This is a genomic window from Rhizobium sp. BT-226 (assembly GCF_025847085.2).
GTDB lineage: Bacteria > Pseudomonadota > Alphaproteobacteria > Rhizobiales > Rhizobiaceae > Rhizobium > Rhizobium sophorae.
Map to the genome: position 1 here is coordinate 1,420,712 of NZ_JAOYTI010000001.1, position 25,785 is coordinate 1,446,496.

Sequence of the window (25,785 nt, forward strand, 5' to 3'; positions counted from 1 at the left end):
CATGCTCGAGATCCGCTCGCTATCCAAGGTCTATCCCAACGGAACGCACGCGCTGCAAGACTTTTCCCTGAGCATCGGAAAGGGAGAACTGGTGGCAGTCATCGGCGGCTCGGGTTGTGGCAAGAGCACTCTTCTGAGGCTCTTGTCAGGCCTCGAAGCCCCGACACATGGCGAAATCAGCTCGCAGGGACGGCGGCTGACGGAGCCGGACTCGTTGGTGAACATCGTCTTCCAGGAGCCTCGGCTCTTTCCCTGGCTGAGAGTCGCGGACAATATCGGTTTCGGCCTGCGACATCTCCCAAGCAGCGAACGGGATGAGCAGGTATCGGCGGCCCTGGAGAAGATCGGCCTTCGTGGCTACGAGAAGCGCTGGATCAAAGAGCTGTCCGGCGGGCAGGCGCAACGCGTGGCCTTGGCGCGCGCACTCGTTACGAAGCCGGCCGTACTTTTGTTGGACGAGCCCTTCTCCGCGCTTGATGCGATGACGCGTGTTGATCTCCAGGATCATTTGATCGACCTCTGGCAGGTGAATGCCACGACGATGCTACTGGTCACCCATGACATCGAAGAGGCAGCTTTTCTGGCGGATCGCGTGGTCGTGATGAGCCCCTGGCCGGGACGCATTCTCGAAGTGGTCGACATGGGCTTGCCGCGGCAACGCAATCGCATGTCCGACGAATTTGCCGCTGTCAAAAGGCGCCTTTCCGATCTCCTGGCCCGTTCCCTCAACAATGGCAGCCGCACGGCGAGTGCCTGAAAAACGAAATGCGTCGCGGGCGAACCGGACGCATTTTGTTCGACAATACGGGAAACGGTTAGGCGGCGGTCGCCATGCGGGCCGAGGCCGTCAGCCTGACCGGCAGCTTGCGCATCATTTCCTCGGCAAAACAGGTGGCGTTTTCCCGCGCCTTGTCGAGGTTACTGACGCGTGTGGGGTCGATCGTGTGCAGTGTGCCGCCACAGTCGAAGATGTCGCGGAAGGCGGAGCGTTCGATAATCGCGGTATCCAGCACCGGCACGTGCCGCTCGCTGAGCAGCGACTTGACGACTTGTAGCGCCCGCGTCGTCACCATCGAATTGACACGGGTGAGCACCACCGAATGGCCGATCTTGATGCCGGCCTTCTCATCCAGATATTGCAGCAGTTCGAGCACCTGCGCGCCACCGCGCGCATCCATCGCACAGCCCTGAATGGGGATCAGCACATGGTCGGAAAGGCCGACGGCGGTGGCAAGCAGCGGATTGCGAGCACCCGGCAGGTCGACGATGAAATAGTCGGTATTGTGCTTGTTCTCGCTGATATGCAGCGGCAGCGACGCAGTTGTCACGAAATCGATCACCGAAAGATTGGGCACATGACCTGATATTTCGTGCCAGCGCGAAATCCAGTGCTGCGGGTCGGCGTCGAGAATGGTGACGCGATAGCCCTTGCGGGCAAGCTCGGTGGCGAGCAGGAGAACAGCGGTGGTCTTGCCGGCGCCGCCCTTGGTATTTGCGAATGTGATAACAGGCATGTTCGGTCCTCGGAAGGATATGGTGCGAGCCGGAATCGCTCTTTTACGCACCCTCGGAGCATCGTGCGGTTAATCCATCCTTTCTAATCATGGTTAACAAATTCGAAACACGCGCGGCGAAATTGCAGCCGGTATTTTTCACATCCCTAAAAATAGGGATGCCGCCGAAACGAAAAAAGCCTGGAAAACCGAGGTTTTCCAGGCGAGTCTGTAGGTCCGCTCTTATGTTGTCAGAAGCAATCCCTGAAAAGGGCCTTGGTATTTTCGAGTGTCATTGCAACCGGGTTGCCGCCGGCGCTCGGATCTTCGATCGCCATGGCCGACAATTCGTCGAGGCGGTCGGCGGCGATTCCCATCGCCGACAGCGTCTCCGGCACGCCGAGTTCCGAGCGGAGCTTCAACACATAATCGTAGAACCCGTCGAAACCGCCCGAAATGCCGAGATAGGCCGCGGCGCGGCCGATCTTCTCCTCGATCGCCTTGCGATTAAAGCGCAGCACCGCCGGCATCACCACCGCGTTGGTCATGCCGTGATGGGTGTTGTAGACGGCGCCGATTGGGTGCGACAGCGCGTGAATGGCGCCGAGCCCCTTCTGGAAGGCGACCGCGCCCATAGCGGCGGCCGACATCATGTTGGCGCGGGCCTCCAGATCCGTGCCTTCCCTATAGGCGCGCGGCAGGAACTCCTTGACGAGGCGCATGCCTTCCAGCGCGATGCCGGCTGACATCGGGTGATAGAAGGGCGAGGAGTAGGCCTCCAGGCAATGAGCGAAGGCATCCATGCCGGTGCCGGCCGTGATGATCTTCGGCATGCCGACCGTCAGTTCCGGATCTGAAATGACGACGCCAGGCAGGAACTTCGGATGGAAGATGATCTTCTTCACATGCGTTTCGGAATTGGTGATGACGCTGGCGCGCCCGACTTCCGAACCGGTGCCTGCCGTTGTCGGTACCGCGACGATTGGCGCGATGCCCTCGAGGCTCGCACGCGTCCACCAGTCGCCGATATCTTCGAAGTCCCAGACCGGCCGCGTCTGGCCGGCCATGAAGGCGACGCACTTGCCGAGATCGAGGCCGGAGCCGCCGCCGAAGGCGACGACGCCGTCATGGCCGCCATCCTTGAAAGCCCTGACGCCGGCGTCGAGGTTCTTTTCGTTCGGGTTCGGATCGACATCGGCAAAGATCGCCCGGCCGAGACCGGCATCTTCGAGAATATCGAGCGCAGTTTTGGTGATTGCCATCGAGGCGAGGCCACGGTCGGTGACGAGCAGCGGCTTCTTGATGCCGAGGCTCTTGCAGGCGTCGGCCAGTTCCGTGATGCGGCCCCGGCCGAGCTTGACCGATGTCGGATAGCTCCAGTTTGCGGTGATGTTGCTGCTGCTCATGCTGTGACTTTCTTCAGATGGAAGGATTTCGGACGCGTCAGATTGTGGAAGCCGATGATCGACAGCGAACCGCCGCGGCCGGTCTCCTTGACGCCGGTCCAGCAGAGCGCCGGATCGAGATAATCAGCGCGGTTCATGAAAACGGTGCCGGTTTCGATCTCGCGGCCGAGCCGCCCTGCCCGCTCGACATCTTTGGTCCAGAGCGAGGCCGTCAGCCCGTACTGGCTGTCGTTCATCAAAGCGAGTGCCTCTTCGTCGCTCTTCACCTTCATGATGCCGACCGCCGGGCCGAAAGTCTCTTCGCGCATGAAGGCCATAGAATGGTCGACATTGACGAGAACCTGCGGTGCGAGATAGGCGCCGCCGTCATCCTGAGGAAAAAGCTTGGGATCGACAAGCGCCTTGCCGCCCTTGGAAACCGCGTCGGCGATCTGCTCGCGCACCACCTTGGCGAAGCGCTTATGCGCCATCGGCCCGAGCGACGTCTCGGGATCGAGCGGATTGCCGAGCTTGTAGTTCGATACCCAGGCAACCGATTTTTCGACAAAGGCGTCATAGAGCGATTCATGCACATAGATGCGCTCGATGCCGCAGCAGCACTGACCGGAATTATAGGTCGCGCCGTCCATCAGCGTGTCGACGGCCGCCTCGAGATCGGCGTCTTCCATGACGTAACCCGGATCCTTGCCGCCGAGTTCGAGGCCGAGACCGGTGAAGGTGCCGGCGGCGGCCCGCTCCATCGACCGCCCGCCTTCGACCGATCCGGTGAAGTTGACGAAATTGAAGCTGCCGGCGGCAATCAGCGCCGATGTCGTTTCATGGTCGAGAAAGACGTTCTGGAACACATCCTCGGGAACGCCAGCCTCGACGAAGGCCTGCACCAGCCGCTCACCCACAACAAGCGTCTGCGAGGCATGCTTCAGCACCACGGTGTTGCCGGCCATCAGCGCCGGCGCGATCGTATTGATCGCCGTCATATAGGGATAATTCCACGGTGCGACGACGAAGACGACGCCATGCGCCTCGCGCTCGATGCGACGCTCGAAACGCTCGCTCTCCTCGACCACAACAGGCGCCAGCGCATCCGCCGCGATCGAAGCGACATAGTTGGAGCGCTCGTTGAAGCCCTTGTATTCGCCGCCATACTTGATCGGCCGACCCATCTGCCAGGCAAGCTCCGGCACGACGATGTCGGACATCTCGTTCAACCGCGCAGCACCCTTCAGCACCAGTTGCACACGCTCTTCGAGCGGCCGTTTCGCCCAGGCCTTCTGCGCCTTGCGAGCGCGCGCCACCACATCCTTCGCGGCATCGAGCGAAAGTGCCGGACGCTCGGCATAGATCGAGCCGTCAACCGGTGAAATGCATTGGATCATTGCCATGATCGTTTCCTGTCCTCGTATTATTCAAAATGTGTGTGGGCGACCGCCCCCTCATCCGCCTGCCGGCACCTTCTCCCCGCACGCGGGGAGAAGGGACTACGCAGCACCGCTTTCGTCAACCGCAAATCCCGCGCAGGGCACGTCCCCTCTCCCCGTCAGAACGGGGAGAGGGTTAGGGTGAGGGGCAAACCCACGAAACGCCTATTAAGCCCTTTCGAAACCGCGCGCCACTTCCCAATCGGTGATACGGCGGTCGTATTCTTCCTGCTCCCATTCGCCTGCGCGCGTATAGTGGTCGATCACGTCATCGCCGAAGGCTTTGCGCAGCATCGCCGATTCCGTCATCGCCGCCGTGGCCGCGCGCAGCGTGCGCGGGATCTCGCGAATATCCTTGCCGCCATAGGCGTCGCCAACGAAGGGGGCTTCGAGCTCGAGCTTGTTCTCGATGCCGTCAATGCCGGCGGCAAGCAGCGCCGCGAAGGCGAGATAGGGATTGAGATCGGAGCCGCCGACGCGGCACTCGATACGGATTCCCTTGGTCTCCTCGCCGCAGAGCCGGTAGCCGGCAGTGCGGTTGTCCTTGCTCCAGATCGCCTTGGTCGGCGCAAAGGTGCCGGCCATGAAGCGTTTGTAGGAGTTGATGTAGGGCGCCAGGAAATAGGTGATCTCGCTCGCATGGGAAAGAAGCCCGGCGACGTAATTGTGCATCAGCGGCGACATGCCGTATTTGCCGGTATGGTCAAAGAAAAGCGGCTTCTCCTCCAGGCTCCAAAGCGACTGGTGAATATGCGAGGAACTGCCGGCAGCGTTGTAATTCCACTTGGCGAGGAAGGTGATGGCCTTGCCCTTCGACCAGGCGATCTCCTTGCAGCCGTTCTTGATGATCGCGTGCCGGTCGGCCATGGCGAGCGCATCGGCGTAGCGCACGTTGATCTCCTCCTGGCCGGCCGACGCCTCGCCCTTGGAGTTCTCGACCGGAATGCCGGCGCCCTGCAGCCCGGTGCGGATCGCCCGCATCACCTCTTCCTCCTTGGTGGTCTGGAAGATGTGGTAATCCTCGTTATAGGCGCTGGCGAGCTTGAGATTGCGGTAGCCGGAAGCCTGCGCCGTCTCGTAGCTCTGGTCGAACAGGAAGAATTCGAGTTCGGAGGCCATATAGGCCTTCATGCCCATATCTTCGAGGCGCTTCACCTGCTTCTTCAGGATCGCACGCGGCGAGTGGGCGACCTCCTCGTGCGTGTGATGATCGAGCACGTCGCAGAGCACCAGCGCGGTGCCTTCGAGCCAGGGAATACGGCGCAGCGTCGCCAGATCCGGCTTCATCGTGTAGTCGCCGTAGCCCTTCTCCCAACTCGTCGCCTTGTAGCCGGAGACCGTCTCCATCTCAATGTCGGTGGCGATCAGGTAGTTGCAGCTGTGCGTTTCCTTCCAGGCGCTCTCGACGAAATATTCCGCCTGGAAACGCTTGCCCATCAGCCGGCCCTGCATATCCACCTGGCAGGCCAGAACCGTATCGATGCGCCCTTCGGCAACATCCTTCCTGAGATCGTCGATTGTGTAGCTGCTCATGATTGATCCGCCTGAACGAGAAATAGGAAAATCTGAAACCGGGGCAACGAAACGGCATGCCATCGCCGGCGTTTTCCGGCCGGATGCCTTTTCGATGAACCGCTGACGGGGCCGCAGGACGCGGCCCCGTTTCTTAGCAATACGCCCGACTATTCGCCGGGAACGGCGACTGTACCGGTTTCACCGACAGCAGCTTCCGCGGCGGCGATCTCGCCCTTTCGCTTGGCGATCATGTCGCCGATCGGCGGACCCTGGAAGCGTCTGTTCTCAACCGCGAACCAGATGACGATCGCCAGCACGATGAAGCCGAGAGTTACGCCGAAGACCTTGTCGTTCGGCGGCTGGATCGCGATGTAGACGATCAAGATCATGCCGAGCGTCGCGAGAACGCCGACCACCTTGTAGAGGCCACCGCCGAGGTTCCACGGTCCGGGTGCCGGCCACTTCTTGGTGCCGTAGGCGAAGATGCCGAGCACGATCGGGAAGAGGAAGGACAGGAAGAGGAAGATCAGTGTGGCGTTGACCACGGTGACATAGAGGCTCGCCTCGCCGACCGAAATGAACAGCGCACCCCAGACGAACAGGCTTTCGAGAGCTGCACCCGTCCAGATCGCCGCAACCGGCGTGCGGAATTTCGGGCTGACGCTGGCAAGCGTCTTCGAGCCGACCGGAATGCCGCCGTCACGCGAGAAGGCGAAGATCATGCGCGAGCAGGACGTAACGGTCGCAAGGCCGCAGAGGAACTGCGAGATGAAGATCGCGATGTAAAGCAGTGTCACCAGCCAGGCCGGCATGATGGCGTTGATGGTCATGAAGAACACGCTCCAGCCCTGCTTTGCGCCTTCGGCCATATCGGGAATGGCGATGACGAAAGCCGAAAGCATCACCCAGCCTGCAAGTGACGACCAGATGACAGCGGACACCATCGAGCGCGGCACGGAAAGAGCCGCCTTCTTGGTCTCTTCCGACGTGTGAGCGGAAGCGTCGTAACCGGTGATCGTATAGATCGGCAAAAGCAGACCGAGGCCGAAAATATACCACATGCTGTCCGACTGCGGCCAAACCGAACCACCGGCTTCGCCGGAATTATTGGTGAAAGTCCACAGACGCGAGAAATCATGCGTCGGGGCGAAGTAGAAGCAGGCGATCGTCAGAACGGCCGCGGTCACGAGGATCAGCGTACCAGAGAAGTCGGTGAGCTTTGCCGTCAGGCCGATGCCGAAATGGTTGATCGCTGCCTGGACGATCGTGAAGAGCACGACCAGAACAACCTGCATGCCCGGCGAGACGACGCCATTGGCATCGGCAATGCCGAGTCGGGCGCCGAACGTACCGCCGAGGAACAGGGCCGTACCGATGTTGATGGCGCCGAGAACGGTGATGAGGCCGAGCAGGTTCAGCCAGGCCGTCAGCCAGCCGGTGAAACGGGTGCCGAGAATGGAGCTCCAGTGATAGAGGCCGCCAGCCGTTGGATAGGCGGACGAGATCTGCGCCATGCCGAGGGCGAAGAACAACGAGATGATGCAGCCGACCGGCCAGCCGATGCCGATGGCCGCGCCGCCGACGCCCGACGTCGCCTGCGCGAGCGAATTGATGCCGCCCGAAAGGATGCAGATGATCGAAAACGAAATTGCGAAATTCGAGAACGAGCTCATTCGCCGTTCGAGTTCCTGGGCGTAGCCCATCGAATGCAGGACATGGACGTCCTGCTTCTTATCCTGATCGGTATAGTCAGACATGACTTCCCCCTGTTCACGGTCGACCGCGGGATTGCGGCCGTTTCAGTGCCAATTGTCCGCGGCGTTTTCGCCATTCGGACGTTCGCAGTTAGACTGCTCCCTCGGGTCTTCTTTTTATTCAGGCGTCCAGGCTTTGCTGGAGCAGCCCTTTTAGATAATCGGCCATGACCCCTTGGCCGATATCGTCTGCGATGAGGTCGTTGCGGACCTCGATCATCACATTGCGCAAGCCATTCGAAAGCCCGTGCAGGATCAGCGTGTGGGTGACGCCATCCTCGGGTCCGTAAGGCTCGTTGCGTTCCGTCCTGTAAAGCGGCGCCTCGGCCGCGGCTCTCAGCATGCGGTCGGCGAGCCGACTGTCCTCATCGTGCAATATGCCGAGTTCGACGGCGCGTTCGCGGCCGTGATAGACCGGCGTGAAGCTGTGCATCGTCACGATGATGCTGTCCTGCCCTTTCGCCCGGCGATCGCGGATCAGGCCGCGAATAGCGTCATGGAAAGGTACATAGAGCGCATCGGTGCGCGCAAGCCGTTCTTCAGGGCTCAAATCCTTGTTGCCGGGAACGGCGTAAACTTCGCTGGTCTCCGGCATGGCGCCGGGTGCACTGGGCGGCCGATTGCAGTCGTAGATAAGCCGGGAGAACCGCTGGTAAACGAGCGTCGCGTCGAGCGCTTCCGATAGGATGCGGGCGACCGCCAGCGCGCCCGGGTCCCAGGCAATGTGGCTGGAGAGCGCTTCGCTGGGTAGGCCGAGATCGCCGAAAACAGCTGGAAGCGCATTCGAAGCGTGCTCGCAGATAAGAAGCACCGGGCTCGGGCCGTGGATGCGTTCGATCCCGACGCAGTCGCCGTCCGCTTCGCTGAGGATCTTCGGCCGGGCCAGCACCAAAGGCGCCACTCCTTATCCCTTAACAAACTCTTGATGAAGAAAAGAATTCTTCAGGTTTCGGCCAGTGTCAAGCATGGACTGAAAATTTCTTTTCATGACAGCGGTTGACATGGATTGTGACAGCGTTGTTAACTTTGAGTGGGAAAGTGGCGCCAGACCATCCCGGGGAGCATATTAAGTGACAGTTGCGTCGAAGACGGTTTCGGACGTCATACACTCGCATTTGGGGGTGTTGACTCGTGCCGAGAAGCAGCTGGCCGAAAGCCTGCTGGACAACTATCCGGTCTCCGGCCTCGGCAGCATCACCACGATCGCCGAAAACGCCGGCGTCTCGACGCCGACCGTCGTGCGCATGGTACAGAAGCTCGGCTTCAAGGGTTATCCGGACTTTCAGGCGCATCTGCATCAGGAAGTCGAGGCGACGATCTCGAACCCGATCACCAAGCACGACCGCTGGGCGCAGAACGCGCCGGGCACCCATATTCTCAACCGTTTCGCCGATGCCATCATGGGCAATCTGCGCCAGACGCTGACAGATCTCGACACCGCAACGTTCGACAGCGTCGCCGCGTTGCTCTCCGATCGCAAGCGCGGCCTTTATTTCGTCGGCGGCCGCATCACCGGCGCCCTTGCCGAATATTTCTTCACCCATATGCAGGTGATCCGGCCGGCAACGACGCTACTATCGTCGAATTCCAGCAGTTGGCCGCAATATGTCCTCAACATGAATGCCGGCGACATCCTGATCATCTTCGACATCCGCCGCTATGAGCAGGAGATGGTGAGCCTTGCGACCGCCGCTCGCAAACGCGGCGCCGAAATCATCGTCTTCACCGACCAGTGGGGTTCGCCGGCCGCCAAGCTCGCCAGGCATGCCTTCCGCGTCCGGATCGAGGCGCCGTCGGCCTGGGATTCCTCCGTCGTCACCCTTTTCATCGTCGAAGCGCTGATCGAGGCCGTTCAGAATTCGACCTGGGACGAGACGAAAGAGCGCATGAAGACACTGGAAGGCCTGTTCGAGCAGACCAGGCTTTTCCGTAAACCGGGTTAGGAGGACAAGACTAAAACAGAAGAAAAACAATGACGGATTTTTCGCGGAACCAGACGACGTTGTCGCAAATAAAACATTTGTTGCAACCCCCGCTATTCACAGCAGAATTAACGTCACCGAACTGTCACACAAGCTTCATGTAATCTCATTAACAGCATCGCCAGACACTGAAAACCCGAAGGAGAACAACAGTGATCTCTAACATTTCTCGACTTCTGTCGCTTTCTACTGCGCTGATCGTGGCCTCGACCGCGATTGCCGCCGCCGAGCCGAGCGCTGAGCTTATCGCCGCCGCCAAAAAAGAAGGAAGCTTGACGACGATCGCTCTTCCGCACAGCTGGTGCGGCTATGGCGACGTCATTGCCGGCTTCAAGGCCAAGTACGGCATCGAGGTCAACGAACTGAACCCGGATGCAAGTTCGGGCGACGAAATCGAAGCCATCAAGGCCAACAAAGGCAACACCGGCCCGCAGGCTCCTGACGTCATCGACGTCGGCCTCTCTTTCGGCCCGTCTGCCAAGAAAGACGGCCTGATCCAGCCTTACAAAGTCTCCACCTGGGATTCCATTCCGGATACCGCAAAGGATTCTGAAGGTTACTGGTACGGCGACTATTACGGCGTTCTCGCGTTCCTGGTGAACAAGGATCTCGTCAAGGAATCGCCGGCCGACTGGGCCGACCTGAAGAAGAGCGACTATGCAAACACCGTCGCCCTCGCAGGCGATCCGCGCAGCGCCAACCAGGCTGTCCAGGGCGTCTACGCCGCTGGTCTTTCCGCATCCGGCGGCGACGCGGCCAAGGCAGCCGAGGAAGGCCTGAAGTTCTTCGCCGAACTGAACAAGAGCGGCAATTTCGTGCCGGTCGTCGGCAAGGCTGCTCCCTTCGCGCAGGGCTCCACGCCGATCGTCATCGCCTGGGACTACAACGCCCTCTCGTGGGGCGAAGGCCTGAAGGGCAATCCTCCCTTCGAGGTTGTCGTTCCGAAGACCGGCGTCGTAGCCGGCGTCTACGTTCAGGCGATTTCCGCCTTCGCTCCGCACCCGAACGCTGCCAAGCTCTGGATGGAATATCTCTATTCCGACGAAGGTCAGCTCGGCTGGCTGAAGGGCTATTGCCACCCGATCCGTTTCAACGATCTTGCCAAGAACAACAAGATCCCGAAGGAACTGCTCGACAAGCTGCCGCCGGCAGCAGCCTATGAAAAGGCTGTCTTCCCGACGCTGGAAGAGCAGGCCGCCGGCAAGGAAACCATCACCAAGAACTGGGATTCCGTCGTCGGCGCCAACGTTCAGTAAACTTTGATCCTGCCTCCCCGCCCGCCAAGGCGGGGAGGTTTTCTCACTCCGACGCCCCAGGATGAGCTTTTCCATGAGCACCGTTTCAACGCCGATGGCGAGCAGTGCCCCCTTGATCAACAAAGACCGCGTGATCGACTGGCTGGGCATCGCACCCTTCATTATTTTCTCCCTGCTATTCCTGATCATCCCTACGCTTTATCTCGTGGTGGGCGCGTTCCTGACGCCCGAGGGCGATTTCACGCTGAAGAATATCGGCGATCTTTTTACGCCATCGATCATGAGCGCTTACTGGATCAGTATCCGCGTCTCGGTCGCCTCCGCCCTCGGCGGCGCGTTGATCGGCTTTTTCCTTGCCTGGGCCGTCGTGCTCGGCGGCCTGCCCGCCTCCGTGCGCTCGACACTGCTGACCTTCTCCGGCGTCGCCTCGAATTTCGCCGGCGTGCCGCTCGCCTTCGCCTTCCTCGCAACGCTCGGCCGCACCGGCCTTGTGACGATCTTCCTGCGCGAATGGTTCGGCTTCAATCTCTACGGCACCGGCTTCAACCTGCTGTCCTTCTTCGGCCTCACCATCACCTACATGTATTTCCAGATCCCGCTGATGGTGCTGATCCTGACGCCGGCCCTCGACGGCATGAAGAAAGAATGGCGCGAAGCCTCGCAGATTCTCGGCGCCACCAACCGTCAGTACTGGACGATGGTCGCGCTGCCGATCCTCTGGCCGAGCCTGCTCGGCACGACGCTGCTGCTCTTCGCCAATGCCTTCGGCGCTATCGCTACAGCCTTTGCGCTGACCGGCAGTTCGCTGAACATCGTGCCGATCCTGCTTTATGCGCAGATCCGCGGCGACGTTCTGCATAATGCCAACCTCGGTTACGCCATCGCGCTCGGCATGATCGTGATAACCGGCGTCTCCAACGTCCTTTACCTCCTGCTGCGCATGCGCGCCGAACGGTGGCAGAAATGAAAGCTCAACGTCTCGGAGCCTGGATCGCCATCATTCTCGGCGCGTCCTACTTTATCATCCCGCTGATCGGCACAATCGAGTTTTCGCTGCGCATGCGCCGCGGCGAATACAGCCTCGATGCCTATGAGTCGGTCTTTTCAGACATTCAGTTCCGCGAGACCTTCGGCTATTCCATGCTGATGGCTCTGCTCACCATCGTCTTCGGCATGCTGCTCGTCGTGCCGACCGCCTATTGGGTGCGGCTGCGCCTGCCGCAGATGCGCCCCGTCGTCGAATTCATCACGCTGTTGCCGCTTGTCATTCCGGCGATCGTCATCGTCTTCGGTTACCTCAGGATGTACAATTCGTCCTCCTACCTGCCGCTGACGGGCTCGACCACCGGGACCAATATCCTGCTGGTCTTCTCCTATATCACCCTGTCGCTGCCCTACATGTATCGCGCCGTCGATACCGCCATGCGCGCCATCGACGTCCGCACCTTGACGGAGGCAGCCGAAAGTCTCGGCGCCAGCTGGACGACCATCATGTTCAAGTGCATTTTCCCCAACGTCATGAGTGGCGTGCTCTCAGGCGCCTTTATCACGCTCGCGATCGTCATGGGTGAATTCACCTTCGCCGCGCTGCTCAACCGTCCGGCCTTTGGTCCCTACCTGCAGCTCGTCGGTGCCAACAAGGCCTATGAGCCTTCGGCGCTCGCCGTCATCGCCTTCTCGATCACCTGGCTCAGCATGGGCCTGCTCAACCTCGTTTCCCGCGTCGGCAAAGCCCGCCCGGCAAAGGCTTAAGGTAACTGGCTCATGTCCTTTCTCACACTGACCAACATTCAGAAATCCTTCGGCCCGGTGCAGGTCGTCAAGAACTTCAACATGACGATCGAAAAGGGTGAGTTCATCTCCTTTCTCGGCCCGTCGGGCTGCGGCAAGACGACCGTCCTGCGCATGATCGCCGGCTTCGAAACGCCGACCGGCGGCACGCTGACCATCAATGGCAAAGATCAGAGCTCGCTGAAGCCGAACCAGCGCAATATCGGCATGGTCTTCCAGGCCTACGCGCTGTTCCCCAATATGACCGTGCACGACAATGTCGCCTTCGGCCTCAAGGTCGCCGGCGCCCCGAAGACTGAGATCGACGCCCGCGTCAAGGAAATGCTTGGCCTGATCAAGCTCGATCATCTGGCCGACCGCTTCCCCTATCAACTGTCGGGCGGCCAGCAGCAGCGTGTCGCCCTTGCCCGCGCGCTTGCCGTCAAGCCGCAGGTGCTGCTGCTCGACGAACCGCTCTCCGCACTCGACGCCAAGATCCGCGTATCGCTGCGCGAGGAAATCCGCCAGATCCAGCAGCAGCTCGGCATCACCACGGTCTTCGTCACCCATGATCAGGAAGAGGCCCTGTCAATCTCCGACCGCATTGTCGTCATGAATGCCGGCAAGGCCGACCAGATCGGTTCGCCCTTCGAGATCTACAACACGCCGGCGACGCGCTTCGTCGCCTCCTTCGTCGGCACGCTGAACCTGATCGAAGCCAAGGTCGTGGATCCCGACAGCAACCTCATCCAAATCGGCGATCAGAATATCACGCTGAAGCAGTCGGTCGCCACTCACAAGGCTGGCGAAACCATCTCGCTGGCGCTGCGTCCGGAAGCCGGCTCCCTCTCCGACAACGTCAAAAGCGATACGGCGCTAACCGGCCAGGTCGTCTCGGCTCACTTCCTGGGTTCTGTCATCCGCACCCGTATGAATGTCGGCGGCAACGTCATCTCCTTCGACATGTTCAACAGCCCGGGCATCACCCCGCCGCAGGCCGGCGAAACGGTGACGCTGCGCTTCATGGCAGCCGACCTGCTGATCATCCGCGACTGATTTCGCCGATACCGTTCACGCAAAAGGCGCCGCGAAACGGCGCCTTCTCCATTTCAGGCCGGCCGACACGTCAGCAAACGTGATGCAGCCATCACCACAAAGCACTTGCACTCTCTCGACGCGATGCCAGAAGGTGAGCAAACCAAACCTGCCAGGCAGACGTCCGCCAGCATTTACGCGATGGGATATGTCAATGATTACCTGCCACCTGCGTTATATGATCGATCCGTACAAGCTTGCCGAATTCGAGGAATATGCCCGGCTCTGGATTCCGATCGTCAATAGGATGGGCGGCACCCATCACGGTTATTTCCTGCCATCCGAAGGCGCCAACAACATTGCCGTTGCCTTGTTTTCCTTCCCGAGCCTTGCCGCCTACGAGGACTATCGCACGCGCATGGCGAGCGATCCGGAATGTCAGGCCGCTTTCGAACTCGACAAACGCAACCGCAGTATCGTCAGCTATGAACGTAGCTTCATGCGGCCCGTGCTCGGCTGATCGAACTCTTGCACGTCGACGGGAAGTGAAAAGCCCCGCAACACGGGGCTTTTCGTTCTATCATGCGCTCAGCGGATCGCCTGGTCGTCTACATCGAAACGATGCACGTGCCCCTGGTCCGGCGTCGCATAGACGATCTCGTCCGGCTCATACTGGTGCTCGCCGAAAAGACGCGCGGTCAGCAGGCCGCACTGATCGGATTCCAGATAGATGATCGTGTCGGCGCCGAGATGCTCGACATGGACGACCTTCGCAGCCCAAGTCCCGTGTTCGCGCGACAGAGTCAAATGTTCGGGACGCACTCCGATCGTCTTGGCGCTGTGATCGCCGACCTTCTCGGCCGCGATGAAATTCATCTGCGGCGAGCCGATGAAACCGGCGACGAAAACATTGGCCGGTCGTTTGTAGAGTTCCATCGGCGAACCGATCTGTTCGATCGCGCCGGCATTCAGCACCACGATCTTGTCGGCAAGCGTCATCGCCTCGACCTGGTCGTGGGTGACATAGATCATCGTTGCCTTCAGGCTCCGGTGCAGCCGGGCGATTTCGAGGCGGGTCTGGACGCGCAGCGCCGCATCGAGGTTCGACAGCGGTTCGTCGAACAGGAAGAGCTCCGGTTCGCGCACGATGGCGCGGCCGATGGCGACGCGCTGGCGCTGGCCGCCGGAGAGCTCTGCCGGCCGCCGCCCCAGATAGGGTTCCAGCGAGAGCATGCCGGATGCTTTGGCGACGCGCTTTTCGATCTCGTCCTTGGCGGTGCCGGCCTGCTTGAGACCGAGCCCCATATTGTCCTTGACCGTCAGATGCGGATAGAGCGCGTAGGACTGGAACACCATGGCGATGCCGCGCTTGGCCGGCGGCGTCAGCGTCTCATCGCGGCCATTGATGACGACGGCGCCTGACGTGACGTCTTCAAGGCCAGCGATGCTGCGCAGCAGCGTCGATTTCCCGCAGCCCGACGGCCCGACGAAGATGACGAATTCGCCGTCCTTGACCTCGAGGTCGATGCCTTTCAGCACCTCATGCGTGCCATAGGTCTTGCGGATGGATTTGAGTTGAAGCGATCCCACGGGTCTTTCCTTATAATCTGACCGGCTGGCCGGTGCGCACGCTCTCGTCGGCGGCAAGGCAGATGCGCAGCGACGCCACCGCATCCGCCATATGGCGGTCGAGGTTGAGATCCTCGCGGATCGCCCTCAGCATGAAGGCCTGTTCCAGGTCGCAGAGCGCCTGATGACCGGGCTCGCCTTCCATAGTCATATCCTGGTCGGGCCGGATGAATTTGCCGTCCGGGCCGGTCTCGGCCGTGTGCAAGCGGATCACCGAGGTCTTGGTGTGCGTGTCGATATCATCGGACTTGGCGTTCGGATCCATGACGATCGACACCGCACCCTTCGGCGACATCACATCTTTCACGAAGAAGGCGGTTTCCGAAATCATCGGCCCCCAGCCCGCCTCGTACCAGCCGACGGAGCCATCCTCGAACAGCACCTGCAGGTGACCGTAATTATACATGTCGGCAGCGATCTCGTCGGACAAGCGCAGCCCCATGCCGCGCACCTCGACGGCTCTCGCGTCGGTGATCTGGCACATGACGTCGACATAATGCACGCCGCAATCAACGATCGGCGAGGTCGTGCGCATCAGCGACTTGTGCGTCGCCCAGGTCGGGCCGCTGGACTGTTGGTTGAGGTTCATGCGGAAGACGTAAGGCGGGCCGAGCTTGCGCGCCTCTTCGATCAGCTTCATCCAGGAAGGGTGATGGCGAAGGATATAACCGATCACCAGCTTGCGCCCCGCCTTCCTGGCCGCCGCGACGACGCGCTCTGCGTCGGCGACGGTGGTTGCCAGCGGCTTTTCCACGAAGACATCGCAGCCGGCCTCGAAGGCGGCGACGGCATAATCGGCATGGCTGTCGGAATAGGTGTTGATCGAGCAGAGGTCCGGCTTCAGCTCGGCCAGCGCCGTCGCGAAGTCGGGATGGATCGTGTAGCCCTGCAGCTCGGCCGCCAGCTCCGGCGTCGAGCGGTTGACGAGACCGACGATCTCGAAGCCTGGATTGTTGTGATAGGCGAGCGCATGGCTGCGGCCCATATTGCCGAGGCCGGCAACGAGCACGCGGATCGGTTTTTCGGTCACTTGACGGCTCCTGACGTGATGCCGCGGATCAGCTGCCGCGAGAAGATGACGTAGAGGACGAGGATCGGTAGGATCGCCAGCGACAGCGCCGCCAGCACCGCATTCCAGTTGGTGACGAACTGGCCGATGAAGATCTGCGAGCCGAGCGTGACCGTCTTGGTGGCCTCCGAAGGCGCCAGGATCAGCGGGAACCAGAGATCGTTCCAGATCGGGATCATGGTGAAGACGGCGACCGTCGCCATGGCGGGGCGCACCAGCGGTAGCACCAGGCGGAAGAAGATCGCATATTCGGAAAGCCCGTCGATGCGCCCGGCATTCTTCAGATCGTCCGAAACCGTGCGCATGAATTCCGACAGGATGAAGATCGCCAGCGGTATGCCCTGCGCGGTATAGACGAGGACCAGCGCCGTCAGTGTATTGACGAGGCCGGCTGCCACCATGCCCTGCAGGATCGCCACCGTGCCGAGGCGGATCGGGATCATGATGCCGATCGCCATATAGAGCCCGAGCAGCGTATTGCCGCGGAAACGGTATTCGGAAAGCGCAAAGGCGGCCATGGCCCCGAACAGCAGCACCAGCAGGATCGAGACGATCGTGACGATGAAGCTGTTTTGGAAATAGGTGGCGAAATCGCCCTGCCCGAGCACCGTCTGATAGCCGACGAGGCTGAAGGTCGACGGCGTCGGGATCATCAGCGGCTCGCGGAAGATCGAGGCGCGATCCTTGAACGAGTTGATGATGGTCAGGAACACCGGAAACAGCGCGACCAGCGTATAGGCGCTCAGGGCCAGATGCACGAGGCCGGTGCGGATGGGAGATGTGCGTGCCTTGGACATGCGCGCTCCTCAGAACTGATAGCGACGCATGCGCCGCTGGATGACGAAGAGATAAAGCGAGACGCCGGCGAGGATGATGAGGAACATCACTGTGGCGATCGTCGCCCCCATCGAGCGGTCGCCGAGCTGAAGCTGGAAACCGAAGAAAGTGCGGTAGAGCAGCGTGCCGAGAATGTCTGTCGACATGTCAGGTCCGGCAAGCGCCCCCTGCACGGTGTAGATCAGATCGAAGGCGTTGAAATTACCGACGAAGGTCAGGATCGAGATAATGCCGATCGCCGGCAGGATAAGCGGCAGCTTGATCTTCCAGAATTGAGCCCAGCCGGTAATGCCGTCGCATTCGGCCGCCTCGATCACTTCCTCGGGGATGCTCAGAAGGGCCGCATAGATCAGCATCATCGGAATGCCGATATATTGCCAGTTGGAGATCAGCGACACCGCGATCAGCGCCGGGCCGGACTGGCCGAGCCAAGGCGCGAACAGGAATTTCAAGCCGATGAGATCGAGCATCCAGGGCGCCACGCCCCAGATCGGCGAAAGGATGAGCTTCCAGATGAAGCCGACGATGACGAAGGACAGGAGCGTCGGCAGAAACATCGCTGTGCGGTAGAAGGCGACGCCACGCAGCTTCGGCACCGAAAGCAGCGCGGCCAGCGCCACGCCGATCGGGTTCTGCACGCACATGTGGATGGCGAAGAAGATCAGGTTGTTGACGAGGGCATTCCAGAAATCGCGCGCCCAGCGCGCATCGCCGAACAGCACCTTGAAATTCGCCAGTCCGACGAAGGCCGGCTGCCCGTCGACCGTATTGTAGAGCGAGAGCCGAAGAGTTTCGATGAGCGGCAGCACCATGACGGCGGAATAGATGATCAGGGCGGGTAGCATGAAGACGAAAATGTGCCAGCGCACCGGGCGCTTGATCGGGACGATATCAGCCGCGTTGTCGGTTTCGCTCATGGCTTTTGCCTGTTCTTGTCGACTGGCTGCAAGGGCAGCTCAGGTGGAAAACGTTGCGCCTCACCCTAACTCTCTGCCACCTGGGAAGAGAGGGAACACGCCCTGCTGAGATGCCATATCGGGCTGGGAGGTCGCTGCGAGTCTCCTTCTCCCCGCAAGCGGGGAGAAGGTGGTCGGCAGGCCGGATGAGGGGCAGCAGACGCCGCCCCTCGATCACATCACTTGGCCGGCTTGTACCAGCTGTCGAGGCCCTTCTGGAGCTTCTCGGCAGCAACCGCCGGCGTATCCGTGCCGTTGATGACGTTGGCCGATTCGACCCAGGTCTCGTTTTCGAGGTTCGGGGTGCCGCGCGACAGGATCTGGTACGTCGAGCGCACCGTCGACTTGTACGGGCCGCGCCAGGAAACGAATTCCTGAGCGAGCGGATCGGACATTTTGACCGGGGTGGAGTTCAGGCTGAAGAAGCCTGGCAACGAGTTGGCGTAGATATCGGCGAACTCCGGCGAAGCGACCCAGCTGAGGAACTTCTTGGCTTCCTCGGCATGGGTGCTCTTTGCGTTCAGGGCAACACCGATATCCGGATGGTCGGAGATGTAGCCCGTGTCGCCAGCCTTCGGAACCGGCGGCGGGAAGGCGCCCATCTTGAACTGAGCCTGGGTATTGAACAGAGCGATTTCCCACGAACCGGCCGGATAGATGGCGGCGCGACCGAGCGTGAAGAGGTTCTGGCTGTCGGAGTAGGTTTGCGCTTCGAATCCGTCGCCGAGATAAGGCTTCCACTTGGCGAGCTCTTCATAGGGCTTGACCCATTCGGGGTCGGTCAGCTTCTGCTTGCCGGCGATCAGGGCCTCGCGGCCCTCTTCACCCTTCCAGTAATTCGGGCCGATGTTCTGGTAGCCCATGGTGGCGGCTTCCCAGAGGTCCTTCGTGCCCATGGCGAGCGGAATATAGGTGCCGTCGGCCTTGATCTTGTCGAGCGCTGCGTAGAACTCGTCCTGCGTCTTCGGCACGGCTATGCCAAGCTTGTCGAAGGCATCCTTGTTGTAGATGAAACCGTGGATGACCGAAGCCATGGGCACGCAGAAGGTGGACTTGCCGTCGTCGGTCGTCCAGGCGGCCTTGGCGACGGGCGAAAAGTTCTCCATGCCCGGCAGGCTGGTGAGATCGACGAGCTGCTTCTTGTTGAAAAGTTCGAGCGAGGCGTCGAACGGACGGCAGGTGATGATATCGCCTGCGGAGCCGGCATCGAGCTTGGCGTTCAGCGAGGCATTGTATTCGGTCGGCGCGGTCGGCGAGAAGACGATCTTGATGCCCGGGTTCTTCGCTTCGAAGGCCGGGATGATCTTTTCCTGCCAGATCTGCAGGTCGTCGTTACGCCAGCTTTCGACCGTCAGCGTGACGTCGGCGGCATGGACGAGACCCGCTGAACTCAGCAGACTGGAGGCAAGCAGCAGGCTTTTCAGAGCAGTGTTTTTCATTTCCCTCTCCTGTTTTAAAGCGCCTGAAGGCGCCGATCTCGATCTGAAACAAGCAATTGGGGTGCCTGAGGCAACACCCAACGCCCCTTGGAGGGCCGCCAGCGACTGCCGGCCCCGAAAGCTCGATGGACGCAAAGGCGAATCGCCTGCGGCCGGACTGTGCGCCTTGCCGGTGACCTGCACCGGACGCGCCGAAATGATGGGAAAGCCGATAGATGCCTGAATTCCAACGCCGGCCCGACAGGCCGACGGCATTCTGGCAATCATTCCCGAAGCGGTTCCGGCTTTGGCTTTATTGCCGGTTTCGTGGGCTTCGAAACGCTGTTCCCTTTTGTCGAATTAAGGCCAAAAAAATACCAATTGTCCAGCCGAATTTAACTTTTTGGCTGTCAAAAATTCATTAAAAAATTTTATCAAGTAAAATCAATACGATAAAAAGATGAATTTTCTCAACCATTCCCACTTGGTAAATGGTATTTTTTTGGTATTGTATTCAAAACAAGTGGGAACGGCGTATTCGGAGGTCCGATGACGGAGCTTGCAATCGGCATAGATGGCGGCGGAACGAGCTGCCGGGCCGCGGTCGCGGACAGAAACGGCAATATCGTCGGCCGTGGCAAATCAGGCCCGGCCAACATCCTGTCCGATCTGGAGAACTCTCTTCTCAATATCGTCGAATCCGCCCGGCAGGCGCTGCGCGATGCCGGAATTGCCGCTGAAACAATCTCCTCTGTTGTATCAGTCGTCGGTGTCGCCGGCGCCAATGTCACGGATTACGGCCAGCGAATCGAAAAGGCCCTGCCCTTTGCCGAAGGCCGCGTCGTCACTGATGCGCTGATCGCCCTGCAGGGCGCGCTCGGCGATGCTGATGGCATCGTCGGCGCCTTCGGCACCGGCTCGGTCTATAATGCCCGCAGGGATGGCCGGCTGAACGGCATCGGCGGCTGGGGCTTCGTCGTCGGCGATCAGGCAAGCGGCGCCCGCCTCGGCCGCGACCTCCTGGAGCGATCGTTGCTTGCCCATGATGGCGTGCGCCCAGCATCGCCGATTACCGACGCGGTCATGACCGAATATGGCAATGATCCCGAGCGCATCGTCGAATTCGCGCATTCGGCAAGACCGACGGATTTTGCCCGTTATGCGCCTGTTGTCTTCGAACATGCCGCCAAGGGCGATGTCGTTGCCGCCGGCATCGTCACCGATGCGGCAACGGCGATCGGCGAAAGCCTTGAAGCGCTGCTCTGGTCCGAATGCCCGTCGATCTGCCTGCTCGGTGGCCTTGCGGGAGCCTACGAGCCCTGGCTTTCCGAACGCTACAGGTCACGGCTTGCCAAGCCGAAGGGGGGTGCCCTGCAGGGTGCGGTGGAACTTGCGGTCAAGCTTCTGAACGATCAGCAGAGAGGTGCGGCATGACCGACGATCTCGCCACAATCCTGTCCCTGGAACGCCTGCAGGCGGCCGGCACAGGCCCGCTCTATGTCAAGCTGCGCCGCACGCTCGAAGAGGCGGTGCGCACCGGCACGCTCGGCCATGGCGATGCGCTGCCACCGGAGCGCGACATCGCCGAACTTGCCGCCGTCAGCCGGGTCACCGTGCGCAAGGCGATCGACGAACTCGTCGCCGACGGCCTATTGGTGCGCCGCCACGGCTCGGGCACCTTCGTCGCCAAGCCGGTCTCCAAGGTCGAGCAGCGCCTGTCGCAGCTCACCTCCTTCACCGAGGACATGGCGCGCCGCGGCATGTCCTCGCGCTCCGAATGGCTGCATAAGGGCATCCACACTCCCTCGCCCGACGAGATGATGATCCTCGGCCTCGCCGCTGACGTAAAGGTTTCGCGCCTCTCCCGCCTGCGCATCGCCGACGACCAGCCGCTGGCGATCGAGAATGCCAGCGTCTCCGGCGAATTTCTGCCGGATCCCTCCGCCGTCACCAATTCGCTCTATGCCGAACTCGAACGCCGCCAGGTCCGCCCGGTGCGCGCAGTGCAGCGCATCTCGGCGACCAATATGAAGGAAGCCGACGCCCAGCTTCTCGGCGTCTCCGTCGGCGCCGCCGGCCTGTCGATCGAGCGCATCTCCTATCTCGGCTCCGGCCGCGCCGTGGAATTCACCCGCTCGCTCTATCGCGGCGACGCCTACGATTTCGTCGCGGAGCTGACGATCGCGGTGACTTGACCGCAAAGCCGACATCACCGATTCAACAGAAAAATCTTCTTGATTTTCAAAGCATGAAGCCGGAAAGTGAATCACTTTCCGGCTTCCTCGTTTCTTGAATCACTTTATCAGCGGAAGAGGCCAAACGGCTGGTTACGCCGCATCCTCGATCTCGGTTTCCGTCTTGCGAGGCACGTAGTTCAGCACCGGCCCGAGCCAGCGCTCGACTTCGGAAACCTCCATGCCCTTGCGCTTGGCATAGTCTTCCACCTGATCACGCTCCACCTTGGCAACGCCGAAATAGTAGGAGTCGGGATGGCCGATATAGAGGCCGGAGACCGAGGAGCCCGGCCACATCGCATAGCTCTCCGTCAGCTTCACGCCGGCCGCTTTTTCAGCGTCGAGCAGCTTGAACAGCGTTGCCTTCTCGGTGTGGTCAGGCTGGGCAGGATAACCGGGCGCCGGGCGGATGCCGGTATAGGCTTCGGTGATGAGATCCTCCTTGCTGAGCGTCTCGTCCTTGGCATAGCCCCAGTATTCGCGTCGTACCTGCTCGTGCATACGCTCGGCAAAAGCTTCGGCGAAGCGGTCGGCCAGCGCCTTGACGAGGATCGAGGAATAATCGTCGTTCGCCCGCTCGAAACGCTCAGCGATGGCGATTTCCTCGATACCTGCCGTCACCACGAAGCCGCCGACATAGTCCTGAACACCGCTTGAAACCGGCGCCACAAAATCGGAGAGCGCCACATTCGGCCGCCCGTCCCGCTTGGAAAGCTGCTGGCGCAGCGTGTAGAAGGTGGCGAGTTCTTGGCTGCGGCTCTCGTCCGTGAACAGCCGGATGTCGTCGCCGACAGCGCCTGCGGGCCAGAAGCCGATGACCGCGCGCGGGCGAAACCACTTCTCGTCGATGATCTTCTTCAGCATCGCCTGCGCATCGGCCCAGAGCGCACGCGCCGCCTCGCCCTGCTTCTCGTCTTCGAGAATGGCCGGGTAGCGGCCGCGCAACTCCCAGGTCTGGAAGAACGGCGTCCAGTCGATGTATTTGGCAAGCTCGGCCAGATCGTAATCCTCGAACACCCGCGTACCGAAGAATTGCGGCTTCGTCGGCTGGTAGCCCGACCAGTCGATCTTGTGCGCATTCTCGCGAGCCCGCGGCAGCGGCAGGCGCACCTTCTCGGCCTCGCTGCGCGCATGGGCGGCCGCCACCTTGGCATATTCGGCTCTTATATCGTCGACATAACCCTGGCGTGTCTCCGGCGACAGCAGTGCCGAGACGACACCGACGGCGCGGCTCGCATCGGTAACGTAGACCGTCTGCCCCTTGTTGTAGCCCGGATGGATCTTCACGGCCGTATGCACGCGGCTGGTCGTCGCTCCGCCGATCAACAGCGGGATCTCGAAGCCCTGGCGTTCCATCTCGGCGGCAACATGCACCATCTCGTCGAGCGACGGCGTGATCAGGCCGGAAAGGCCGATGACGTCGACCTTCTCGGCAATGGCCGTTTCGAGGATCTTCGTCGCCGGCACCATGACGCCGAGGTCGACGATCTCGTAATTGTTGCAGGCAAGCACGACGCCGACGATGTTCTTGCCGATATCGTGCACGTCGCCCTTGACCGTCGCCATCAGGATCTTGCCGGCAGACCGGCGTTCATCGCCGCCGTTGAGGCGCTTTTCCTCTTCCATGTAGGGCAGCAGCACGGCGACCGCCTGCTTCATCACGCGCGCCGACTTGACCACCTGCGGCAGGAACATCTTGCCCGAGCCGAAGAGGTCACCGACGACATTCATGCCGGCCATCAGCGGCCCTTCGATGACGTGCAGCGGCCGCGCGGCCTGCAGGCGTGCTTCCTCGGTATCGGCCTCGATATATTCGGTGATACCGTTGACCAGCGCATGCTCGAGACGCTTCTCGACGCTCCATTCGCGCCAGGAAAGATCCTGGACCCGGCCTTCGCGTGCCGCGCCGCCACGGAATTTCTCTGCCACTTCGAGCAGCCGCTCGGTGCCGTCAGGTCGGCGGTTCAGCACCACGTCCTCGCAGGCCTCGCGCAGCTCGGGATCGATGTTGTCGTAGACGGCAAGCTGGCCGGCATTGACGATGCCCATGTCCATGCCCGCCTGAATGGCGTGGTAGAGGAACACGGCATGCATCGCCTCGCGCACCGGCTCGTTACCGCGGAACGAGAAGGACAGGTTCGAGACGCCGCCCGAAATATGCACCAGCGGCATGCGCTCACGGATCGTCCGCGTCGCCTCGATGAAGTCGACGCCGTAATTATTGTGCTCTTCGATGCCGGTCGCGACCGCGAAGATATTCGGATCGAAGATAATATCCTCGGGCGGGTAGCCGATCTTTTCGGTCAGCAGCTTGTAGGCGCGCGTGCAGATTTCCACTTTGCGCTCGTAGCTGTCCGCCTGCCCCGTCTCGTCGAAGGCCATGACGACGACGGCGGCACCATAATTGTGCAGCAGCCGCGCCTGGGCGAGGAAATTCTCCTCGCCTTCCTTCAGCGAGATCGAGTTGACGATCGGCTTGCCCTGCACGCGCTTCAGGCCGGATTCGATGATCGAGAACTTCGACGAGTCGATCATGACAGGCACACGCGCGATGTCGGGTTCGGCAGCGATCAAGTTGAGGAACTCGACCATCGCCTTTTCGGAATCGATCAGGCCTTCGTCCATGTTGATATCGATCACCTGCGCGCCGTTCTCGACCTGGTCGCGGGCGACATCGAGCGCTGCGGTGAAATCCGCATTGGTGATCAGCTTGCGGAAGCGGGCCGAGCCGGTGACGTTGGTGCGCTCGCCGACATTGACGAAGGGAATGTCCTTGGTCAGCTCGAAGGGTTCGAGACCCGACAGCGACATGAAGGGGCGATGCTCGGGGATCGGCCGTGGCTTGTACTTGGCGACGGTCTCGGCGATCGCCTTGATATGCTCGGGCGTCGAGCCGCAGCAGCCGCCGACGATGTTGACGAGGCCCTCGCGGGCGAAGCCATCGATCTGCGCCGCCATCAGCTCCGGCGTTTCGTCGTACTGGCCGAACTCGTTCGGCAGGCCGGCATTCGGATAGGCGCAGATGAAGGTGTCGGCAACACCCGAAAGCTCCTGCAGGTGCGGGCGCATCGCATTGGCGCCGAGCGCGCAGTTGAGCCCGATCGTGAAGGGATTGGCATGGCGCACGGAATTCCAGAAGGCCGACGGCGTCTGGCCGGACAGCGTGCGGCCGGAAAGGTCGGTGATCGTGCCCGAGATCATCACAGGCAGGCGCACGCCCTTGGCTTCGAAGCGCTCCTCGCAGGCGAAGATCGCTGCCTTGGCGTTCAGCGTGTCGAAGATGGTCTCGATCAGGATGATGTCGGCGCCGCCGTCGATAAGTCCGTCGATCTGCTCGCCATAGGCCGAACGCAGATCGTCGAAGGTCACGGCGCGGAAGCCGGGATTGTTGACGTCGGGGGAGATCGACGCGGTGCGGTTGGTCGGCCCGATGGCGCCGGCGACGAAGCGGCGGCGGCCATCCTCACGCTCGGCGCGCTGTGCTGCCCGGCGCACGATCTCTGCACCTTCCTTGTTAAGGTCGTAGACCGCACCTTCCATCTCGTAGTCGGCCTGCGCGATGCGGGTCGAGGAGAAGGTGTTGGTCTCGAGAATATCGGCGCCGGCCTTGGCGTATCTGTAATGGATCTCTTCGATCGCGTCCGGCTGGGTCAGAATCAGAAGGTCGTTATTGCCCTTCTGATGACAGGCGCAGCCGATGAAGCGCGTTCCGCGGAACTGGTCTTCATCATAGCCAAGCCCCTGGATCTGCGTGCCCATGGCGCCGTCAAGAACAAGGATGCGTTCGCTCGCGGCTTGTCTCAAAGCTGCGAAAACTTCACTGCCGTCACGCTTGCCCGTTTCCGGACCAAAGAGATTGTCAAACACGGGAAGGCTCCTTGACGTCATAAGACCAGATAGTCCAAATCACATAAAGATATCTTTATGTCAATATATGCCTATCGATTTCGTGCTTTGCAAATCTCGCCGGATGACAGACTCGCACGACGCCTATATAGGCGTTTACAACGCTT

The 25,785-nt window shown here is 60.9% G+C and carries 21 protein-coding genes; 9 read left to right on the forward strand and 12 right to left on the reverse strand.

Annotation, left to right across the window (positions count from 1 at the left end; translation table 11 throughout):
* Nucleotide 1 precedes the first annotated feature (1 nt).
* On the forward strand, nucleotides 2-757 hold the full coding sequence (locus tag OIU37_RS07225; RefSeq protein WP_180694551.1) for an ABC transporter ATP-binding protein: 756 nt from the start codon (nucleotides 2-4) through the stop codon (nucleotides 755-757).
* A gap of 58 nt (nucleotides 758-815) precedes the next feature.
* On the opposite strand, the gene OIU37_RS07230 is transcribed toward OIU37_RS07225, so the two are convergent.
* The 6 genes from OIU37_RS07230 to OIU37_RS07255 form a co-directional block, all read right to left on the reverse strand.
* Nucleotides 816-1,514 (reverse strand): ParA family protein, encoded by a 699-nt coding sequence (locus OIU37_RS07230; RefSeq protein WP_180694550.1) that lies wholly within the window; start codon nucleotides 1,512-1,514, stop codon nucleotides 816-818.
* Between the two features lie 230 nt (nucleotides 1,515-1,744).
* The gene (locus tag OIU37_RS07235) at nucleotides 1,745-2,899 is read right to left on the reverse strand and encodes an iron-containing alcohol dehydrogenase (RefSeq protein ID WP_180694549.1); all 1,155 of its coding nucleotides are present in this window, start codon (nucleotides 2,897-2,899) and stop codon (nucleotides 1,745-1,747) included.
* Nucleotides 2,896-4,281 (reverse strand): aldehyde dehydrogenase family protein, encoded by a 1,386-nt coding sequence (locus tag OIU37_RS07240; protein ID WP_264256838.1) that lies wholly within the window; start codon nucleotides 4,279-4,281, stop codon nucleotides 2,896-2,898. Before OIU37_RS07240 ends, OIU37_RS07235 begins: the two co-directional genes overlap by 4 nt.
* 204 nt (nucleotides 4,282-4,485) lie before the next feature.
* Nucleotides 4,486-5,850 (reverse strand): glutamine synthetase family protein, encoded by a 1,365-nt coding sequence (locus OIU37_RS07245; RefSeq protein ID WP_264256840.1) that lies wholly within the window; start codon nucleotides 5,848-5,850, stop codon nucleotides 4,486-4,488.
* A gap of 149 nt (nucleotides 5,851-5,999) precedes the next feature.
* Nucleotides 6,000-7,589: an amino acid permease gene (locus OIU37_RS07250; RefSeq protein ID WP_182208846.1), complete on the reverse strand. Its 1,590-nt coding sequence runs from the start codon at nucleotides 7,587-7,589 to the stop codon at nucleotides 6,000-6,002.
* Nucleotides 7,590-7,707: 118 nt separating this feature from the next.
* A complete protein-coding gene (locus OIU37_RS07255) occupies nucleotides 7,708-8,478 on the reverse strand; it encodes an N-formylglutamate amidohydrolase (protein ID WP_182208905.1) in 771 nt (256 codons plus the stop codon).
* Nucleotides 8,479-8,656: 178 nt separating this feature from the next.
* Here OIU37_RS07255 and OIU37_RS07260 point away from each other — a divergent pair, with 178 nt between their 5' ends.
* From OIU37_RS07260 to OIU37_RS07285, 6 genes are all read left to right on the forward strand, one after another.
* A complete protein-coding gene (locus OIU37_RS07260; RefSeq protein ID WP_264256842.1) occupies nucleotides 8,657-9,529 on the forward strand; it encodes a MurR/RpiR family transcriptional regulator in 873 nt (290 codons plus the stop codon).
* A gap of 191 nt (nucleotides 9,530-9,720) precedes the next feature.
* Nucleotides 9,721-10,824 carry an ABC transporter substrate-binding protein gene (locus tag OIU37_RS07265; protein WP_171604102.1) on the forward strand — a complete coding sequence of 368 codons (1,104 nt, stop codon included), beginning with the start codon at nucleotides 9,721-9,723 and terminating at the stop codon, nucleotides 10,822-10,824.
* A gap of 73 nt (nucleotides 10,825-10,897) precedes the next feature.
* A complete protein-coding gene (locus tag OIU37_RS07270) occupies nucleotides 10,898-11,791 on the forward strand; it encodes an ABC transporter permease subunit (RefSeq protein ID WP_064652265.1) in 894 nt (297 codons plus the stop codon).
* Nucleotides 11,788-12,576 carry an ABC transporter permease gene (locus OIU37_RS07275; protein ID WP_171604103.1) on the forward strand — a complete coding sequence of 263 codons (789 nt, stop codon included), beginning with the start codon at nucleotides 11,788-11,790 and terminating at the stop codon, nucleotides 12,574-12,576. The genes OIU37_RS07270 and OIU37_RS07275 overlap by 4 nt, the downstream gene beginning before the upstream one ends.
* 12 nt (nucleotides 12,577-12,588) lie before the next feature.
* A complete protein-coding gene (locus OIU37_RS07280) occupies nucleotides 12,589-13,650 on the forward strand; it encodes an ABC transporter ATP-binding protein (RefSeq protein ID WP_180694547.1) in 1,062 nt (353 codons plus the stop codon).
* A 193-nt stretch (nucleotides 13,651-13,843) separates the two neighbouring features.
* The gene (locus tag OIU37_RS07285; protein WP_180694546.1) at nucleotides 13,844-14,149 is read left to right on the forward strand and encodes an NIPSNAP family protein; all 306 of its coding nucleotides are present in this window, start codon (nucleotides 13,844-13,846) and stop codon (nucleotides 14,147-14,149) included.
* Between the two features lie 68 nt (nucleotides 14,150-14,217).
* Here the strand turns inward: OIU37_RS07285 and OIU37_RS07290 are convergent, their stop codons facing one another.
* The 5 genes from OIU37_RS07290 to OIU37_RS07310 form a co-directional block, all read right to left on the reverse strand.
* On the reverse strand, nucleotides 14,218-15,219 hold the full coding sequence (locus OIU37_RS07290) for an ABC transporter ATP-binding protein (RefSeq protein ID WP_171604106.1): 1,002 nt from the start codon (nucleotides 15,217-15,219) through the stop codon (nucleotides 14,218-14,220).
* 10 nt (nucleotides 15,220-15,229) lie between these two features.
* A complete protein-coding gene (locus OIU37_RS07295) occupies nucleotides 15,230-16,288 on the reverse strand; it encodes a Gfo/Idh/MocA family protein (protein ID WP_180694545.1) in 1,059 nt (352 codons plus the stop codon).
* Nucleotides 16,285-17,124 carry a carbohydrate ABC transporter permease gene (locus OIU37_RS07300; protein WP_180694544.1) on the reverse strand — a complete coding sequence of 280 codons (840 nt, stop codon included), beginning with the start codon at nucleotides 17,122-17,124 and terminating at the stop codon, nucleotides 16,285-16,287. The genes OIU37_RS07295 and OIU37_RS07300 overlap by 4 nt, the downstream gene beginning before the upstream one ends.
* A 9-nt stretch (nucleotides 17,125-17,133) precedes the next feature.
* Nucleotides 17,134-18,081 (reverse strand): carbohydrate ABC transporter permease, encoded by a 948-nt coding sequence (locus OIU37_RS07305; protein WP_180694543.1) that lies wholly within the window; start codon nucleotides 18,079-18,081, stop codon nucleotides 17,134-17,136.
* Between the two features lie 218 nt (nucleotides 18,082-18,299).
* Nucleotides 18,300-19,559, reverse strand: coding sequence for an ABC transporter substrate-binding protein (locus OIU37_RS07310; RefSeq protein ID WP_180694542.1), 1,260 nt, complete (start codon nucleotides 19,557-19,559; stop codon nucleotides 18,300-18,302).
* Between the two features lie 528 nt (nucleotides 19,560-20,087).
* Between OIU37_RS07310 and OIU37_RS07315 the strand changes: the two genes are divergently transcribed.
* Both OIU37_RS07315 and OIU37_RS07320 read left to right on the forward strand, forming a co-directional pair.
* Nucleotides 20,088-20,972: an N-acetylglucosamine kinase gene (locus OIU37_RS07315; RefSeq protein WP_180694541.1), complete on the forward strand. Its 885-nt coding sequence runs from the start codon at nucleotides 20,088-20,090 to the stop codon at nucleotides 20,970-20,972.
* Nucleotides 20,969-21,733, forward strand: coding sequence for a GntR family transcriptional regulator (locus OIU37_RS07320; protein ID WP_171604111.1), 765 nt, complete (start codon nucleotides 20,969-20,971; stop codon nucleotides 21,731-21,733). The genes OIU37_RS07315 and OIU37_RS07320 overlap by 4 nt, the downstream gene beginning before the upstream one ends.
* Before the next feature lie 132 nt (nucleotides 21,734-21,865).
* On the opposite strand, the gene metH is transcribed toward OIU37_RS07320, so the two are convergent.
* Entirely contained in the window at nucleotides 21,866-25,639 is a 3,774-nt protein-coding gene (metH, locus tag OIU37_RS07325; RefSeq protein WP_264256850.1) for a methionine synthase, read from the reverse strand.
* Between the last annotated feature and the right edge of the window lie 146 nt (nucleotides 25,640-25,785).